13 protein-coding genes are annotated in these 16916 nt (G+C 49.6%); 6 read left to right on the top strand and 7 right to left on the bottom strand.

Translation table 11 applies throughout. The annotated features are described in order from the left end of the window. Positions 1-293: 293 nt before the first annotated feature. The 4 genes from H6F88_RS15440 to H6F88_RS15425 form a co-directional block, all read right to left on the bottom strand. The gene (locus tag H6F88_RS15440; protein ID WP_190643647.1) at positions 294-2702 is read right to left on the bottom strand and encodes a cistern family PEP-CTERM protein; all 2409 of its coding nucleotides are present in this window, start codon (positions 2700-2702) and stop codon (positions 294-296) included. 104 nt (positions 2703-2806) lie between these two features. Next, positions 2807-4342, bottom strand: a complete 1536-nt coding sequence (trpE, locus tag H6F88_RS15435; RefSeq protein ID WP_190643646.1) for an anthranilate synthase component I — start codon at positions 4340-4342, stop codon at positions 2807-2809. A 132-nt stretch (positions 4343-4474) separates the two neighbouring features. Beyond that, complete coding sequence (locus H6F88_RS15430) at positions 4475-4903, bottom strand: photosystem I reaction center subunit II PsaD (RefSeq protein ID WP_190643645.1); 429 nt, start codon at positions 4901-4903, stop codon at positions 4475-4477. A gap of 217 nt (positions 4904-5120) precedes the next feature. Then, positions 5121-6764 (bottom strand): hypothetical protein, encoded by a 1644-nt coding sequence (locus H6F88_RS15425; protein WP_190643644.1) that lies wholly within the window; start codon positions 6762-6764, stop codon positions 5121-5123. Between the two features lie 341 nt (positions 6765-7105). On the opposite strand from H6F88_RS15425, the gene H6F88_RS15420 reads away from it, so the two are divergent. The 5 genes from H6F88_RS15420 to H6F88_RS15400 all read left to right on the top strand — a co-directional run bounded on the left by H6F88_RS15420 (position 7106) and on the right by H6F88_RS15400 (position 10446). Next, on the top strand, positions 7106-7459 hold the full coding sequence (locus tag H6F88_RS15420) for an iron-sulfur cluster assembly accessory protein (protein ID WP_190643643.1): 354 nt from the start codon (positions 7106-7108) through the stop codon (positions 7457-7459). A gap of 126 nt (positions 7460-7585) precedes the next feature. Then, a complete protein-coding gene (locus tag H6F88_RS15415) occupies positions 7586-8017 on the top strand; it encodes a tetratricopeptide repeat protein (protein ID WP_190643642.1) in 432 nt (143 codons plus the stop codon). Positions 8018-8281: 264 nt separating this feature from the next. Next, positions 8282-8473, top strand: coding sequence for a hypothetical protein (locus H6F88_RS15410; RefSeq protein WP_190643641.1), 192 nt, complete (start codon positions 8282-8284; stop codon positions 8471-8473). Between the two features lie 184 nt (positions 8474-8657). After that, entirely contained in the window at positions 8658-8906 is a 249-nt protein-coding gene (locus tag H6F88_RS15405) for a hypothetical protein (RefSeq protein ID WP_190643640.1), read from the top strand. Between the two features lie 367 nt (positions 8907-9273). Beyond that, positions 9274-10446 carry a hypothetical protein gene (locus H6F88_RS15400; protein WP_190643639.1) on the top strand — a complete coding sequence of 391 codons (1173 nt, stop codon included), beginning with the start codon at positions 9274-9276 and terminating at the stop codon, positions 10444-10446. Positions 10447-10651: 205 nt separating this feature from the next. On the opposite strand, the gene H6F88_RS15395 is transcribed toward H6F88_RS15400, so the two are convergent. Together H6F88_RS15395 and H6F88_RS34495 are read right to left on the bottom strand one after the other, a co-directional pair. Further along, complete coding sequence (locus H6F88_RS15395) at positions 10652-12001, bottom strand: beta-propeller fold lactonase family protein (RefSeq protein ID WP_190643638.1); 1350 nt, start codon at positions 11999-12001, stop codon at positions 10652-10654. 59 nt (positions 12002-12060) lie between these two features. Further along, positions 12061-13401: a beta-propeller fold lactonase family protein gene (locus H6F88_RS34495; RefSeq protein WP_190643637.1), complete on the bottom strand. Its 1341-nt coding sequence runs from the start codon at positions 13399-13401 to the stop codon at positions 12061-12063. 303 nt (positions 13402-13704) lie between these two features. Between H6F88_RS34495 and H6F88_RS15385 the strand changes: the two genes are divergently transcribed. Next, positions 13705-14595 (top strand): LysR family transcriptional regulator, encoded by an 891-nt coding sequence (locus H6F88_RS15385; protein ID WP_190643636.1) that lies wholly within the window; start codon positions 13705-13707, stop codon positions 14593-14595. Between the two features lie 5 nt (positions 14596-14600). Here H6F88_RS15385 and H6F88_RS15380 read toward each other — a convergent pair whose 3' ends face one another. Next, positions 14601-16703, bottom strand: coding sequence for a caspase family protein (locus tag H6F88_RS15380; RefSeq protein ID WP_190643635.1), 2103 nt, complete (start codon positions 16701-16703; stop codon positions 14601-14603). Between the last annotated feature and the right edge of the window lie 213 nt (positions 16704-16916).

Here is a 16916-nt window from a genome sequence, read left to right as displayed (position 1 = left end):
CGCTAAACGTTTCACGGTTGACCCCACACAAGCGCTTAAAGTGGCGCTTCGATAGATGCTCCAACTCGTTATATCGCATATCTGCTTCTGACATTAGCTTCTATTCAGAAGCTATCTTGCTTCGCTGCGATCCTCAACTGTCACACTCACTTTATATTCGTGCAGGAAGTCTACTGAAAAAGTGGAGGCGCAATGCACCTCCACCTCATTTAACGCCCACTGTTAGGAATGTCTGCTATTGAAGCAAACGTTTGTTCGCTCTAATAGCGGCATGTCATTAACCTGCAACTTCTTTAGTTACGTCCGCCTGGAGTGCGTCCACCTTCATCGTTGCTGCCACCGCGAGGCTGTGAGTTGCCAGGGTCACAACCCTCTGCACCATTACCGATGCCCTGGTTGCAATTCTGACGACCAGAGTTATCATCGTCGTCGTCGCGGTCATCATCGTCGCTATCGTCGTCGCCATCATCACCCTCGTCGTCGTCATCGTCGCTGTCGTCATCACTGTCGTTATCGCGCTCTTCGAGATCGTCGTCACTGTCATCATCGTCATCTGATGTTGTGACAACGTAAGGCGATGAAATTTCGGTAACACTGCCTGTGCTGAAGAGTGCTTGGTAGATGAAAACAGCAACCTCTGAACGGGTAGCAACACGGCTAAGGCTGAGCACGCGAGTTTCTGGATAGTTCACCACGATGCCTTGCTCGGTCAGCGCTGCAAGCAGACTACGAGTTTCGGAGGAACTAATGGTCGAAACATCGGTGTAGTAAGCCAGCGTTGTATCGACAGAACTGCTAGAGGAAAGCCGTAAACCTCGGGCGATCGCCAGCAGCACATCCGCACGAGTCAAACTCCGCGTCGGGTTAAACTCGTTGTCGTCATCCAAGCTCAAAAAGCCCATCTCATAAGCTTCTTGAATTGCGGTGTAAGCCCAATAGGATGAAGATACATCCCTGAAGTTGACTGCATCCCGCACGTCCCGCAGCTCAAAAGCACGACGCAGCATTGCCGCAAACTGAGCTTTAGTGACGGGTTGGTCAGGGCGGAAGGTGCCATCGGGGAAACCTTCGATGATTTCCAGAGCAGCCAGTTCGCTAATAAACTCACTTGCCCAATAGTTGGAGGCAACATCGCGGAAGCTAACCCGTGTGCCTTGACGAGCAATCAACTGCGCCCTGCGAATTGCGGTAGCGGATTCATTCAGTAGAACAACGCTGCCCGTCTCGTTGGTGTGGTAGACCCAGACCTGCTGTTGACTGCGTGCTACAACTGCCCAGCCCGGAACAAGTGCTTCGGTGCAGGCGTTGTTGCTAGGCAAGCCTAAGCAACCATCTGACCAAACTTTACGACGCACTTCGACGATCTCTAAGTTCGTGACTTCACCCGAATATTGTCGGGCGATCGCCTGCAGCACAGAAGACCGTACTGATTCTGAAAAACCAGTCTGACTTACACTAACCGCAGTCCGTTCAGTTGTGACGTTGCCAGAAGTGCCGCCCGAAACCCCAGTGACTTGTCCCTCGGTTCTCGTTTCAGTTCTTGTTTCAGTTCTCGTTTCGGTGTAAACGCTAGCCGTCCGGGTTTCGGTTGCTGCCACATCCAGAACGACAACAGAACCGGATTCATCCGTGCGGTAAACCCAGGTTTGCTCGTCAGATTCAACAACAACCCGCCATCCGGAAACGAGTGCTTGAAGGCATGAATCTGCAGGGCCACCCAATCCTAAACAACCATCCGTCCAAGTTTCTTGACGAGCTTCTACAATTCGCAGCTCAGAAATGGCTACTCCTGACTGAGTAGAGATTGCTCGGTAAACCGATTCGCGAACTGAATCAGGCAACTCACCATCAGATTCTGCGTCATCGTCGTCAGATTCATCATCATCGGATTCTGAGCCATCGTCACTGTCATCAGATTCCGAATCATCGTCATCATTGTCATTGGATTCTGAGTCATCGTTGTCAGATTCCGAATCATCATTGTCATCATCGGATTCCGACATTGCAACATCGTTGCTGACTTCTGTGAATGAACCTGCTAGCTCAAAGCTGCCTGCCTCGGTTTGAAACTTAATGGGGAAGGAGGCAAGAGAAACGCTGGGCGTTGCACCAAAGTCGCCTGCAATTTCTAAACGGAAAGAGTCTTCGCTGCTACCCGACTGTAGCCCCTGCATGATGGAGCCACCGCTACAGTTGTTGGCTGCGTAGATGCAAACATTGATGTCTTTGAAACCACCGGGAAAGTTTTGCTGGTTCTGATTGATGACGACGGTTTCAAATGTTGCGGTGTTACCCTCGATCACGCTTAAAGCAACGTCTGTCGCAGTGGGGGTGATGCCAAAGCCAAAGCTGGTAATTGCAGCCTGAAAGGAACTGGCGGTTTCGTTGTTAATGCTTACGTCTAGCACCAGGCGATTGGACGTTAGCTCAACCACTTCAAAAACTGCCGTCGCTGTAAGTTGGGGAATGTCTGCGTTAGCAGGTAGCACCCAACTTACGGGAAATCTTTGACCTACATCCGTTGCAGTTATTCCGACCTCATATAGCGATTGACCCGATGGGTTGCCTGCTGTTTCGCCAGACTGAGTTTCAAAATCAAAAGCAAGGGCAGGTGTTGGCAAGAGAGCCAGAGCAGTAAGCCCTGAGAGCGCCAAAATCACTTTACTAATCGCACTGACAGCCAAAATTCGCTTTTTCGCCACGCTCACACCTCGTAAACAGGTAATGTTTGCCTAGTCGAGTGGTGTGACGAAAGCTACTGAATAGCTTGTTCCTCAGTTAAAGAATATTAAAGAAAACTTTACGACTACAGTCTCAAACAGCGAATTGCTTCCAACATTCCTCTTACTTTATTCAGGGTTTCTTCATACTCTTTTTCCGGTTCGGAGTCAGCAACCAATCCTGCGCCTGCCTGAACGCTGACCATATGGGTGCTGTCGGACTGGCTACGAACCACCATTGTGCGAATAGCGATCGCCGTATTCAAATTTCCCTCAAAGTCGTAGTAACCATAGACTCCTGAGTAAGGACCACGCCGACACGATTCCAGGTCATGGATGATTTCCATTGCCCGAATTTTGGGTGCGCCGCTGACTGTCCCTGCCGGGAAGCAGGCTTTGAGCAAATCCCAAGCTGTTTTACCGGGTGCTAGTTCACCAATCACGTTGCTGACAATGTGCATGACGTGAGAATAGCGCTCGATTACCATCAGCTCATCAACTGTTACCGTGCCGCTGGCGCAAACTCGCCCCAGGTCATTTCGCCCCAGGTCTACCAGCATGACGTGTTCAGCAACTTCTTTAGGGTCTTGCAGTAAGTCCTGAGCCAGAGCTGCATCTTCTTCAGGAGTTTTGCCGCGAGGACGGGTTCCGGCGATCGGACGCAGGGTCGCGATCATGGGCTGGTCAGGCTGGGGCGATCGCTCTACCTTAACCATGACTTCAGGGCTAGAGCCAATAATCTGCCAGTCGTGGAAGTGAAAATACGCCATGTAAGGCGACGGATTGATCAACCGCAAAGAGCGATACAGCGCAAACGGATCGCCCCTAAACTGCGTCGAAAGCCGCTGCGAAATTACCACCTGAAAAATGTCGCCTGCCTGAATATGTGCCTTGGCTTTTTCCACGTTGGCGCAAAATTCAGCCTTTGAAACATTGCTGGCGTAGTCAAGCTGCGGACGATCTGCATCACTGGGCGGTGTCCATTCCAGAATGGTGTCTTGATGAGATAACGGCAACTGAAGCTTGTCAACAAGCTGTGTTACTCGGTTGCAGGCTTGCTGGTAAGCTTGCTGCAAATCGGTTTGCGGGTCGCGTAGGTCAGCATAGGCGATCGCCCAAATTTTGCGCTGCACCTGGTCAAAAATCAGCAGATGGTCAATCTGCATCCACAGTCCATCCGGCAAGTCAGTCTCCTCAACCGGGTAGACGGGTACTCGTGGCTCAATCCAATTGATCAGTTCGTAGCCCCAAAAGCCAAGTAATCCGCCAATTCCGGGGGGCAGTTGAGGCAAGTTAACAGGGTGGTAAGGTTCAAGGCACTGGGCAAGGGTTGCAAAAGGGTCGCCCTCGAAGGTATGGCGATCGCCCCCCCGATGAGTTTGAATTGTCTGATTGCCTCTAGCCTCCAAAATCCACAGCGGATCACAACCCAGCAGGCTGTATCGAGCCAGTTTTTCCCCACCCTCAACCGACTCCAGCAAAAAGCTGTAGGGCTGTCCTGCACAGACCTTGTACCACGCAGATACCGGAGTTTCTAAATCAGCAACCCACTCCTGGTAAACCGGAACAAAATTACCTTGCTGTGCGAGTTCAGAAAATTGAGCAAAATCAGGAAAAATCATGCGTCCCTACTGGCGATTTGAGCTGATTTGGATATCCTATCGCAACAAAACAAAGGGGCAGGTTTTACCCTGCCCCAACCAAGAAGCTATTGATCAAGTCCACAGCCAAAGACTAGCAGGACGCTACGTGTACTAGACCTCGTAGGTTTTGTTGCCGCTAAATTTGATTGAGGCAGGCTCTGGGTTGCTGCCAATGTTGCGGTCGTTCTTGCCGACGTAAGGACGACCGGGGTTCACCTTCTCAGGGAAAACGCCATCCTTAGGATGCAGATACTGAATCTCACCGCTTGGGAAAATGCGGTAGATCTTGTAGTTATCGATTTTGGGCTTGAACTTATTGCGAAGCTGCGCTCCTAGAGCGATGCAATACTCTTTACGAGCTAGATACAGCAGGTTATCTCCCTCCTGCATCGTTGCAGCGCCACCAGTTGGCATTTCAAATACCTGCGCTTTGGGGCTAGTCCAGGTAATTGCATATTTTTCTTCTACTTCAGCTTTGGTCAGCAAGCCACCTGTGCTGCCGCCAAACAGGGGAGTTTGTCCAGTAAGAGTTTCTGCCATGAATTTGTCTCTGAACATTTTTTGGCATCGTATCACCGCGAGTTCACCCAAATCTCGACTTCTTGAGGAACTGTTACAGAAGTTATGAATTATGAGTGATGGGTTATAAGTTATGAAGAGTTATGAAGTTTGAATTTATGCCAAACCCCAAGAGGTGGGAATTTGCGCCACCAACTCAAAACTCATAACCTAAAGTTCGTAACTCTTAACTCCTAACTCACTCCAACTGCGGCATCATTTCCAACGTCCCCAGTCCTAACTCTTTAGGAGAGAGCGATCGCGTTTCAAACAGCGCCATCATATCTTTGAACTCAGGCTTGCCTCTAGATGCCCCTTTCAGCCCTCTGGCAATCACCAAACCACAATATCCCTTGGTTTTTTTGCAGCGCTGATCCCATTTTTTGCGGGCTGCGATATGAACGGGGTCATCTTCCTCAAATTCACCAAACAGATGCATTTCACCATTTTGGGTTTTGAGGATGCCTAGATCGTAAGACTTGTCTGCCAGTGAATCTTTCCCAGGGTTAAAGCAAATAGACTCTAAGCCGCCTGCTGCTTGCAGTTGTTCAATCAGGGCGATCGCCTTGGGACGAGACGTCTGAATCAGAATTACCGGGAACCCATCCGCCTTGGTGGGAAACTCCTCCTCGGCAGGCTGATGATGCTTGGCTCCCAAGCGCAGATACTCCACCACTTCCCAAGACATTGCCCCCAGGCTGAAGAAGGCATCTGACGGAATCAGGTCGTCGCGCAGAACAGGAGCTTGATTTTGCAAAACCTCATACAGGTCGTCAAAGTCAGAGTCAGTAGACATCTGAAACAGTTCTTCTGCCAAATCAGGCATCGTGGCGACGGTGACTGACACTTTGGTCTTGGAATGAGCAGAATCAGGAACGCGGTAACGGCTAGAAAGAGCGGGAAACTCTCCTGTGTTGAGCGTCTTTTGGTGCTGCTGAAGAAATCGATGCAGCGCGGTCAGCGCAACTAAGACGGCGATCGCTTCTTCATCATACAGAGAAGGGCGTAGCCCCTCCAAAGGGTGCAAGTTGCCGAACGATGGACGAATGCCCATTTCGACAAACGCGCCATCCATTTCTTCGTCAGCCTCTTCAAACCCTTCTGAATCCTCAAGCTGATCAAACGTCACAAAGAAACAGTCCTGCTCCAAAAATGCTTCCTCCATGCGCTTGGGGGAATCGTTGGCAAGGAGCACCTGCTGCCGAAAATGCTTCAGCGAATCCAGAGAGCGATACATCAGAATGCCATATTCGACTCCCAGCATCCCCAATATGGAAACATACAGCGTTCCGACATCGCCATAGTTCAACTCAATGGAAAGAATTTTTTCCTCATCTAGTGCCTCCCAAGGGGCATCGTTCCAAATAGCAAGCGCTGCCTCCATTAACGTTTCTGCCTGCTCCGGCGGAAGCTGCGGTTGTCTGGACGTAGCGATTTCTTGCAGCCCCCGAAAGATTTCATCAATTAGCGGCAGGGTTTGCACATAGTCAATGGTGATGCCTAAGTCTTGCAGCACTCCCCGCAAAAAAAACTGAATTTCGCGATTACATACGACGATCTTTTGGGGACGACCCGGACTGACCGAAGCATGAGGGGTCTCCATTGCCCGGATCAGCGTTCGCACAATCGCTTCTGGGCCAGTTTCAGCAGGCACCACATCCATTGCTCTCACCATTGCCTCACTGCCATCTACCCAGAGAATGCATTCTCCTCGCATATTTGCATCTGGCTCGATACTGGCTGCTACCCGGGGGGAAATAGCGCGGCGATCGCCCTCCCACACGCTAGGAAGCTGACGTAGCTGCTGGAGGCGGCGGCGGGTAGAGCGATTGAGAGCAGTCATAGACCAACCAATTGATTGAGTGATTAGTGTGGGTTTAGATGAAACGCTAAGCCTGAAAGCAAGAATCAGTCTTAAGTGGGCTTAGCAAACCCAGGACGTGAGGGCATAGACATTCATCTTAAACATTGAATGACCTTCTCTAACCTCTTTTATCAGCGCATCTGATAGAGGGAGTTGACCTCAAGACCACCGCACCAGCCAAAGATTGCCTCAAATCCGCTACGATCAGGATAATAGATGCAGGAACATAAAGTAATTCAACCTGACTCTGCACGGTCAATTCGCAGGATTGAAAACTTTGACAGGGCACGTTTGATAGCACTAAGGAGTCTCTAATACCCATGACACAAGCAACCCAGTCTCAACAACGGGGCATTCAGATGACTGAGACAGCCCTAAACCATGTCCTGATGCTACGGGAAAGGCAAGGCAAGGATCTCTGCTTGCGAGTTGGAGTCAGGCAGGGAGGCTGCTCTGGAATGTCTTACATGATGGACTTTGAAGACGCTAGCAATATTAGAGAAAGTGATGAAGTGTACGACTACGAAGGGTTCAAAGTAGTCTGTGACCCTAAAAGTATGCTTTATCTCTATGGTTTGGTTTTAGACTACAGCGACGCAATGATCGGTGGCGGCTTCCAGTTCACTAACCCCAACGCTAATCAGACCTGCGGCTGCGGCAAGTCCTTTTCTTGACATGTGTGGCTGATTTAATTTTTGAGAGGGTGTTTATGAAAGCACCCGCCCTGAGGGCGGGTGCTTTCATAAACTACCCAGAATTGCTGTAGCGTTTAAGTTTAAAGAGTTAAATTGGGACGCTGTATGACTGAGGTTGAGGTTACAGTTGAAACGTTGTTCGATCAAGGCATTGAGCGGTATCACGCAGGCGACCCTCCTGCAACGTTGATTCCGGTCTTTAAAGAGGTGTGCGATCGTGCCCCCAAGAGTAGTCCTGCCTGGACATGTTTAGCCTGGCTGTATTTGCTGGATAGTAAGCCGACACAGGCTTACAAAGCTGCTCAAAAGGCAGTTAAGCTGAATCCTCAAGATCCGCAGGCGCGAGTTAATTTGGCGATCGCCATGCTGGAAACAGCTCAAAAAGGAGTTCGACAGCACGTAGAAGTGGCGGAACAACTGATCATGGCTGTACCCGAACTGCGCGACGAAGTTAAACAGAATGTTGAAGAAGGGTTAAGCAGAAAACCAGACTGGAAAAGCCTGAACCGAGTTAAGGAATGGCTGTTTGGCAGCTAGTCCAAGCTTTCACAAGTAGCCTGTTGCAAAAGTAAGGCAATTCGTTGATGCGACCTAAAAACGCCGATTAACCTCAGAGTTGGTCGGCGTTTTAGCTGTCGAAGCACAGCATTTCTGTTATTTCGAGATTGTAATCTTAAGCTCAAAATAATTTAATGATAGATCTGAAAATCTAATGATAAGATTCGATGAAGTAAACGATGAGCTGTTCTTATCGCTATTCGTTGCATCAGAGCTTTTAAAAAATTCAAGGAGTTGTTAACTATGGTCACTCACAACGTTGAAGTGAAGCCGGATACTCGTAATCACAAAGGATTTTTTGTTCAAGAAGCGTCTTACAAGTTCATGGGCATTGATCAATCAGGTTGGGCGTTGATTTGCATTGACGATGCAACTTGCCACTATGTAGATCCAGATAATCTGCAGCTTTCAGAAGAATCTAACGAATTAGTCTAAGCAGGCTTTTACAAGCTTTCATGAGTACTTTTGTTTTCTGCTTCTACTAATGTGGCTGTTCTTCTCAGAGAGTGCAGCCATATTTTTTTGCTAATCTGATGACTGGCATTGTTTTTCACTTTTAAGCAACGAACTCTTTACACTCGGTCTACTCATCTTTAAGCTCAAATTATTCACAGATTTGATGAAAGACAAACTTTTAAACTGGCTAAATCAGGCTTTAATGCTAAACATTTTTTTAGTTTTGTTTAGCTTTTTTTGGCTAGCGATCGCTGTTCTAGGACGCTCTTTAAATATCCCTCTTGGGTTAGATCTTTGGTACAAGCTGTGGGAACCTGTCTTTACACCTTCCATCGGAATCTTAATGGGAGGTGCAATCCTCAGCGGTGTAATCAGTTGGGTCAACAAACGTTTGGATTCCCAATCTAACTGACCAATTTAACTGAGAGGATGTTTGTGAAGTCTAATCTGCAATCCAAAAAACTGTAGGGCGTAGCGTTCAGGTCAGAATTTCTAGAACGTGCGAGGGTTCATTGGCAGGATACTAGGCTCCTCAGGAGGACGTTCGCTATTTTTCAGATTTCCTTTAAGGAAAAGTTTTTATACCCACTTTGGTAGTGTTGTGCATTTAGCAGCCTGTGATATGGTTTGTGGCTGATCGTCCTGAGATCGTCCTGAGGGCGACTCGCATTTACCGTAGTTTTTGATACTTCTCCATTTGTGGAACTTCCATTTAAGTCGGGAATTCTACAGTACTAACCACCGTTTTCACCTGGTTTTTATTCAGGTTCAGTTTTCTTATGAAGAAAAGTCTTTTAACGCTGCTAGCGGTTTCAGGTTTGCTGATTTCTCCGATCGCTTCACCTCAGCAAGCTGCCCTGGCGCAACGGGTTGTCGATGTCAGCCCCGATGTGAATAGTCAAAACGTGCCGCCTGACACTTCCATCTCTGGTCAATTTGACACGAGCAACACGCCCGCGGTTGACCTCAACTCTGTGCGAATTCTCGTCAATGGACAGGATGTCACCAATCGCAGTACGGTGACGCGGAACTTCTTTAGCTACCGTCCTACTCAACCTTTGCCTCCGGGTCAATCACGAGTGCAAATTGACTACCGTAACGCCAACGGTGAACAGCGTAGTGTCAACTGGGCATTCACCGTGCAGCAACCTCAAGCTGCGGTGCAGGTTAGCTCAGTTACGCACAATGCCGCCAGCAACCCACTTGGCCCAGGCACCACATTTTTGGCAACCATTAATGGCACACCCGGTTCACAGGCTGCAGTTTTGTTGATTCAAGATGGACGCACTGTGCGAGAGCTACAGGCTCAGGAAGTTTCCGCTGGCGTGTATGTAGCAACGCTAAACGTACAGTCGAGCGATCGCCTGAATGAAGGAATTGTCGTTGGTCGCCTGCGTCGCCAAAACCAAACCACCTTTGGAGCTGCCTCTCAACCCGTCGTATTTAACCCCAATGCTGGCGGAACGGCTGTAGTACCAGACAGCAGTGGCTCAACGGGCAACACTGGAGGTAATACCGGAGGCAACACTGGATCGGGCAACACTGGAGGCAATACCGGAGGCAACACTGGATCGGGCAACATTGGAGGTAACACCGGAGGTAACACTGGAGGCAACACGGGCAGCACAACCCAGCAGCTTCAACCCAGCTTTACCAGTCACCGTAATGGGGGTGAAGTCAGCGGCAGCGGTTTCACACTGGTGGGTCAAACTCGCCCCAATGCCACTGTCGATGTGCGGGTCACGTCCAGAGTCTCGGTGCTGGGTGTCGTTAACCTGGGCGGACAAACTCTGCTTGACGAAGAAGTCACCGCTGACCGAAATGGACGCTTTGAAGTAGAGGTTCCTGGACCTCGCATTCCTGTCCCCGGAACTCGCTACACCGTTCGTGCTGCGGCTAGCCTCAACAATGAGACAAGCCGACCTACCGAAATCACACTGACTCAGGATTGAGGGTACAAAAAGTTTAAAAGATCGAGGCGGAAGTGTAGTGCTGCTACACTTCCGCCTCGATCTTTTGAAATGTAATACCACTTCCAAAAATTAGAGCTACAGATGGAAGGGCACCCCGCGAAGCGGGGTGCCCTTCCATCTGTAGCTTGTTTTTGTAGAAACGGTATACAGTTGGCAAAGCGATAGACAGCGATCGCCCCTTTTCCTACTGCACTAGCTTAATGATGTGGGCACCACGCCTCACAGGAATGGAACGCTCCAGTTTTTCCAATGAGGGTGACTCCCCTCGATGTAGTTGCCAGAAGTCAACACTTCCCCCGTCGTGGGCTGAATCGTGGTAGTCAAACACAGCAACCGCTAAGTAGTTTCCAGATGCGTCAAAGGTAATGCCCTCTGGCAGAATGCCTTCAAAGGGAGTTGTACTGTGCGAAGTTAAACGTCCGTTCTCAGGATTGAGACTCAGGAGCGTTAGGGAACTATCTCGCGTCAGGCGTGGATTGTCAATAGGCAGATAGCTTGCCTCCATATTCAGCGAAACGACAAACTGACCATCTGGACTAATGGCAAACTCCTCAGCACTACCGCCAACCGGAGCAGTAGCAACAATTTGATGAACAACCTCGTTGTTGGAATTTGCGGTGTCGGCAAAGCGAATCACACTGAGGTAACTGTAGGTAGCGCCAACATATTGCAGCTCCACATCATCACCCCAAAGTAGATTGGTCACAATAAAATGTCGTCCATCTGGTGTGAAGTGCCCAACCCCAGGAAGTTTCCCAGTCATGATTGAGTTACCCCAAGCTCGAATTTGGGGGCGATCGCGGTTGGTGCGATCGACTTCGTAAAATGCCGTTTCGTTGGTTTCAGCAAAGGTGACACCCAAAAAACGCCCCGACGGATGCCACTCAATATGAGAAGCGTTTGCTTCCGGGTCATTGAGTCCTGGAAGCGTTTGAAAAATGGGAGTTCCCAATTCACCATTCTCAAAAGGAATGAAGGCGATCGGTCGTGCCGGATCACGTAAACTCACAACCAACAAATCACCATTGGGGTGAACTGCAACGGGCCGGGGTTCATTGCCAATATCAAGCTGATCGACAACTTGTGGCTGTTGTAGATTGCTCAAACTAACAACAGTTAATCGTTGACCCGAAGGAATTTCAGAACGCAGCGTTGCACCTTCGGGAGCAGGTGCAAAGGTTTCTGTGATAAAGGCAAACTGACCATCAGGCGTAAAAGCTAAGTTGTTGGGCCACCCCATTACAGAGTTGCTGACGGGTAAGCTGATAGGTGTAACGGCTTCATTGCCCAGCGGAAGCAACGTTAGGGTATCGATCATCTCAGAGGTGCGGTGCGAAGCAGTTCCCCGTGCGGGGTAACCGCCCAACTGCCCATCAATATAGGCTGATGCTTCCATATCAGCATCGGACAATACCGCTAAGAACCGACCTTGAAAATCAAAGTTGTGGAGTTGAGTTTGCGCCAAGGATGCCTGTGCAATTCCCAGAATCACAGTTGAGAAAAGACTCACTGCGGTCAATTGATTGAACCTCATAGTTTCTAGCTATTGTCTCTATCTGTTTGTCGTTTGCAAGTCAGAATGTTGTGGGAAATTTACGGTGCAACCACAACTTGGTGAGAGCCATGCGGAACGTTAATTCGTCCGACATATTCCAGGTTGGGAGCAGGTTCCTGGCTAATGCGCCAAACTTCTAGCCCACCGCCTGGTTCCTCCGAATTGAGATATTCAAAGGTGGCGACAATGAGATGTTCACCTGTAGCATCAAAGGTGAGTCCTTCTGGTAAAACTCCTTCAAAGGCAAAATCTGCCGCTTTTGCCAACTGCCCAGATACCGCATCAAAAGCAAATAGAGAAACCGTAGCGTCGCGAGTAAACCGAGGAGAATCGGTTGGCAATGCCGTATCTCGCATATTGGCAGTTGCAACCAAGGTGCCATCAGGGCTGATCGCAATCCCTTCAGAGGACTGAGCACTGGCAACGGTTGTAATAACCTGATGGTAAGCAGTGTGATTTTCTGAAGCAGAATCATCCACATCCAGACGAATCACAGATACAGTGCTGGGTTCACTTGGCAATCGTCCTTCTAGTGAATCTGCTGTAAAATCACGTTTCCAGTTAGCCGTGATGAAGTGTTTGCCGTCTGGGGTAAGGCGTCCGCTGTAGGGGTCAACATCTACCGCAACTGGATTTCCCCAGAGCGATAGATTAGCTTCGCCTGTAGAATCTTGAGTGAACCGCAAAAACACGATTCGGTTTTGGCGATAGAGATTGACTACCAGATATTCACCAGAAGGATGCCATTCCACATAGCTGGCGTTGAGCGAGCCTTCTGCCGCTGGAATGCCCAATGATTCCAACGAAATATTCATAGGTTCTCCCAAGCTGGAATCTTGCACAGGAACCAGTTGCAGTACTTCAGACTCACTAGAATCAGTGGCGATCGCTACCCACTTCCCCTCTGGATGCACATCGATCGCTTCTGGGAAATGTCCAACCTCAATCCGACTAAGCACTCGAGGTTGCCGAGGATCAGTTAAATCAACCTGGCTAAGAAAACGCCCTGCTAGTAGATCGCTTCGAGTTGTTGCTCCTACTGGACGTTGCCCCACATACTCAACCACATAAGCAGTACGCCCATCTGGGGAAAGAGCCAGCGTTTCTGGTGGTCCATTCACCGAGTTGGACACCTCCACTGAAACCCGTTCTCCATCAAACGGCAGGGGAATCAATGTCAGCGCATCTCGATAGCGCGAATCAGCACCCGGAATGCGTCCATCCACATAAGTGCTAGCAAAGAAGTCACCATCTGAAATTACTGCAAGAAATTGCCCTTGCAAGTCAAACCGTGTTTGGGATTGCACCTGCCTGATAGATAAAGCCGCGATCGCGAGTAAACTCATTCCTGCGATCGCATAAAACTGTTTTTTTCTCACCAATCCTTTCCTCAAGTTTTAAGTTGCGGGAACATAGCTTCAGGTTCACAAGGGGTGCGTCCAGCGCGATCGCAAAACGCTGTTTGCGCCTGCTGAGTTTGCAATGATGCCTCTAGTAGCGGCTTTGTTTAGTAGCGGCTTTGTTAGGGTGAAATCTGTTGCTGGAAATGGCGCACGACAACGATGACAACTACTGAAAGAACCGTGAACTTTCTAGAAGCAAACCTACAATTCTCAATATGCACGGGCAACAATAATGCTGTCCAATGCTTTTTGAGCCCGTATTAATAACAAAAAGTTATTATGGAACTTCACTCGCTGCGCTACTTCGTAGCAGTTGCCGAAGAACTTCACTTCAGCCGAGCCGCTGCCCGCTTGCACATCACGCAGCCAGCATTGAGTCGGCAAATTCGCCTGCTAGAAGAAGAGCTAGGAATCACACTACTGCGGCGAACCAAACGAACAGTAGAACTCACCGAAGCGGGCGCAACGTTTCTCCCCGAAGTTCGCAAAGCTTTACAGCAAATTGAGTCTGCAATCCAGGTAGCACAACGAGCCGCACGGGGCGAAGTTGGTTCTCTGCGAATTGCATTTGCAGCCTCAGCAATGTATATCGTTTTGCCCAAAATCTTGCAGCAGTTCCGCGCCCTCTACCCTAATGTCAAGCTAGAGATGACCGAACTCTGCACCCTCGATCAAATCGAGGCGCTTCGCACTGAAACAGTTGATGTTGGGCTATTGCACCCGCCCATCGATGCCCCCTTTCTCAGCCTTTACCCATTGCAAGGAGAAAAGTTAGTCGTTGCTTTGCCCGAAGCTCACCCCTTATCTCAGCAAAAACAACTTTCGCTAAAAACCCTCGCCAGTGAGCCGTTTATCCTCCATCCGCGCTATGAAGGGCCAATCTTATATGACCAAATCCTGGCTCTCTGTAGGCAAGCAGGGTTTGAGCCTCACATCGTTCACGAAGAAATCAAACATCAAACGCGAATCGGTTTAGTTGCCGCCGGAATCGGAATCGCCTTTGTGCCGGAAAGTTCACAACAATCTAGCTCGTCGGGTGTATCCTACTGTGCGATCGCAGGTGACGCACCCACACTCCAGCTAGCTGCTGCCTGGCGAACTGAACAGGTGTCTCCAGTCCTCCAAGAATTTCTACAAATTACTCAACAGGTGGCAGTGCAAGGGAACTGAGAGTATCAAAGCTGACTTCTCCAAGAAGCGATCGCCTCTTGAGCCGCAGTATGAGCAGGCGTATTAGCAGGAACCAATACAGCCGTCTGTACCGCACTGTTTAACCGACCCCGATCTGCACGAGAACGAGCCAAATCGAGAATTGCTTGGCTCCATTCACCGATCAACTGCTGCGCCTCACTATGCAAAGGCTGGTTGGCGGGAATTTGACGCGCAATGGTAATCGCCCGATTGTAAGAAGAAGCCTGGTTTCGACGAATTAAGCTTCGTGCCTGCTGCAAAGTTTCCTGGTTGGCTTGCTGCTGCTGCCATCGGGCAATTGATTGTTGCGCGGCTGAGTAAACTTCTGGGCTACTAGACGGAACCAAACGGGCAGCAGCGATCGCAGAATTCAAATTTCCTTGTCCGGCTCTTCCTTCAGCCAGGTCTAGAATGACTTGGCTCCAAGTTGCAATACTCTGCTGGGCTTGTTGATACAAGGGTTGTCCGGGTCGAACCTGACGGGCAATAATGATCGCCTGACTAAAATCAGAAGCCTGATTAGTTGCATTCAGCGCTCTAGAGCGGCTTAACACGGCTCTGGCATTGTTCAAAACCGCTTGATTTCGCTGGCGTGCCTGGTTTAGTGCCTGTTCTGCTTCAGTTCGCAGTTGAGTGTAGTTTTCTGTGCGCTGTTCGGTTGGGATCTGGTCAAGCAGGGCGATCGCCTCTTCCTGGCGCTGATTTTGCAGAGCAGCACGAGCATTGCCTAGCGTTGCAGGGGGTGTAGACTGTCCTTCCCCATTTTCAGCGGTAGGAGAGGGTTGTTCTGAGTTCGGTAACGCTCCGGCATCAGAAGACTCTGGCGCAGCCATAAACGAGCTTGCTCCCTCTGACGAAGCATCAGGGGAAGGAGCAGGTGCTAGCGGAGAGGATGTTTCTGGGTCAGCAGGGCTGGAATTAACACTTGAAGTGGCAGCTTCAATTCCGTCAGATCCGTCGGAATCTTCAGAAGCCACCTCCGGAGCAGGGAAAAATGAATTTCGCAAGGCGGCCCAGTTGCTCAGCAGGACGCCCAAAAATAGCAACAGCACTGCCACACTGCCCCACAGCCGCACTCTTTGCCAAAACACATCGTCTGACTCAGACTCAACGTCTTCATAGGCTACATCGACTGAGGTAACTGAAGCAGGGCTATTTGTTCCTTTGCCATTGAGCGTTTCAGCGTTACCGTTGAGGGTTTCGGGTGTCAAAACCGGATCAAGATCATCTGCAACAGAAGGCTGTGTTGGATAAATAATTAAGCTTTGAGAAGGGCTAATCGACGAAGTGGTTGGTAAATCACTTGCTACAAAATCAGGACTGTAATCTGCTCCAACTTTGGCGATCGCCTGCTGCGGCAAAATCAGCTGATGTCTTTGCTCAACTGGAATGATGGCTAAGGGCTGCTGTTTGGGTCGCCAGTGGTAGTCACTTAGGGCAGGCAGGCGATCGCTCAAGTAATGAGCCAGCGAGTCAGGCGTGATGCAGCCGCGATAGCGCAATCCTTCTAATAGCGCTGCCGTGAATAGCCCTTGACGCAGAGCCAGCGTTTCATGGGAAGTCTGCTCGGGTTGACAAGACAACAGCGTTGCAATGCCGTAAGTGTCTGCCAAAGCAATAGTTTGCTCACCAATGCCTTCGCCCGCTAGAGCATTTTTGCTGCGATTCATGTCTAGCGTTAGCAAAATTTTGTCAGTTGGCGCTGCTTTTAGCAGCTTAAACACTTCCTCAACGGCAATTCCTGTAGTAGCTACCTGCTCCGGATCGCCATCAATCGGCATCAGATAGTCTTGCCCTTCAAACTGCATCCCGTAGCCGCTGAAAAAGCACCAGAGGAAGCCACCTGCTGGCAATTGCTCCTGACACAGTTGAGTGACGTAGTCGCGAATATTCTCTCGATTAGGATAAATTGCACCCCGCTCCACCTTCGCGTCGGAGTCAATCAGCATCAAACACTGATCAGGAGCAAAACCTGCTTCACCTACCCAAAAGTCGCGCATTGCCCGTGCGTCGCGCTGGGCATAAATTAGCGGTTGGAAGAACTTATACTGATTGATGCCAATTGCGATCGCCCAGTAACTTGTCATTACAGATGCCCCAAATAAGTACTAAATAGGGTGCCCAGAAGATAACACAAATAAGTGGTTTATCGGCAAAAATCTACCTGATTTTGAGGCAAGGTCTGAGCCAAAAAATCAGAAGAGGATTAGAAGTCGTGCCGTTCACTATTGCTCTGAGTCTGGTTGCCACCTCAAGTTAGTGATGGTTGATTTCGACTTAGATCTGAATATAAACTTTCG

Source organism: Oculatella sp. FACHB-28, assembly GCF_014696015.1.
GTDB lineage: Bacteria > Cyanobacteriota > Cyanobacteriia > Elainellales > Elainellaceae > JAAUTN01.
This window is presented reverse-complemented; position numbering and strand designations above follow the sequence as displayed.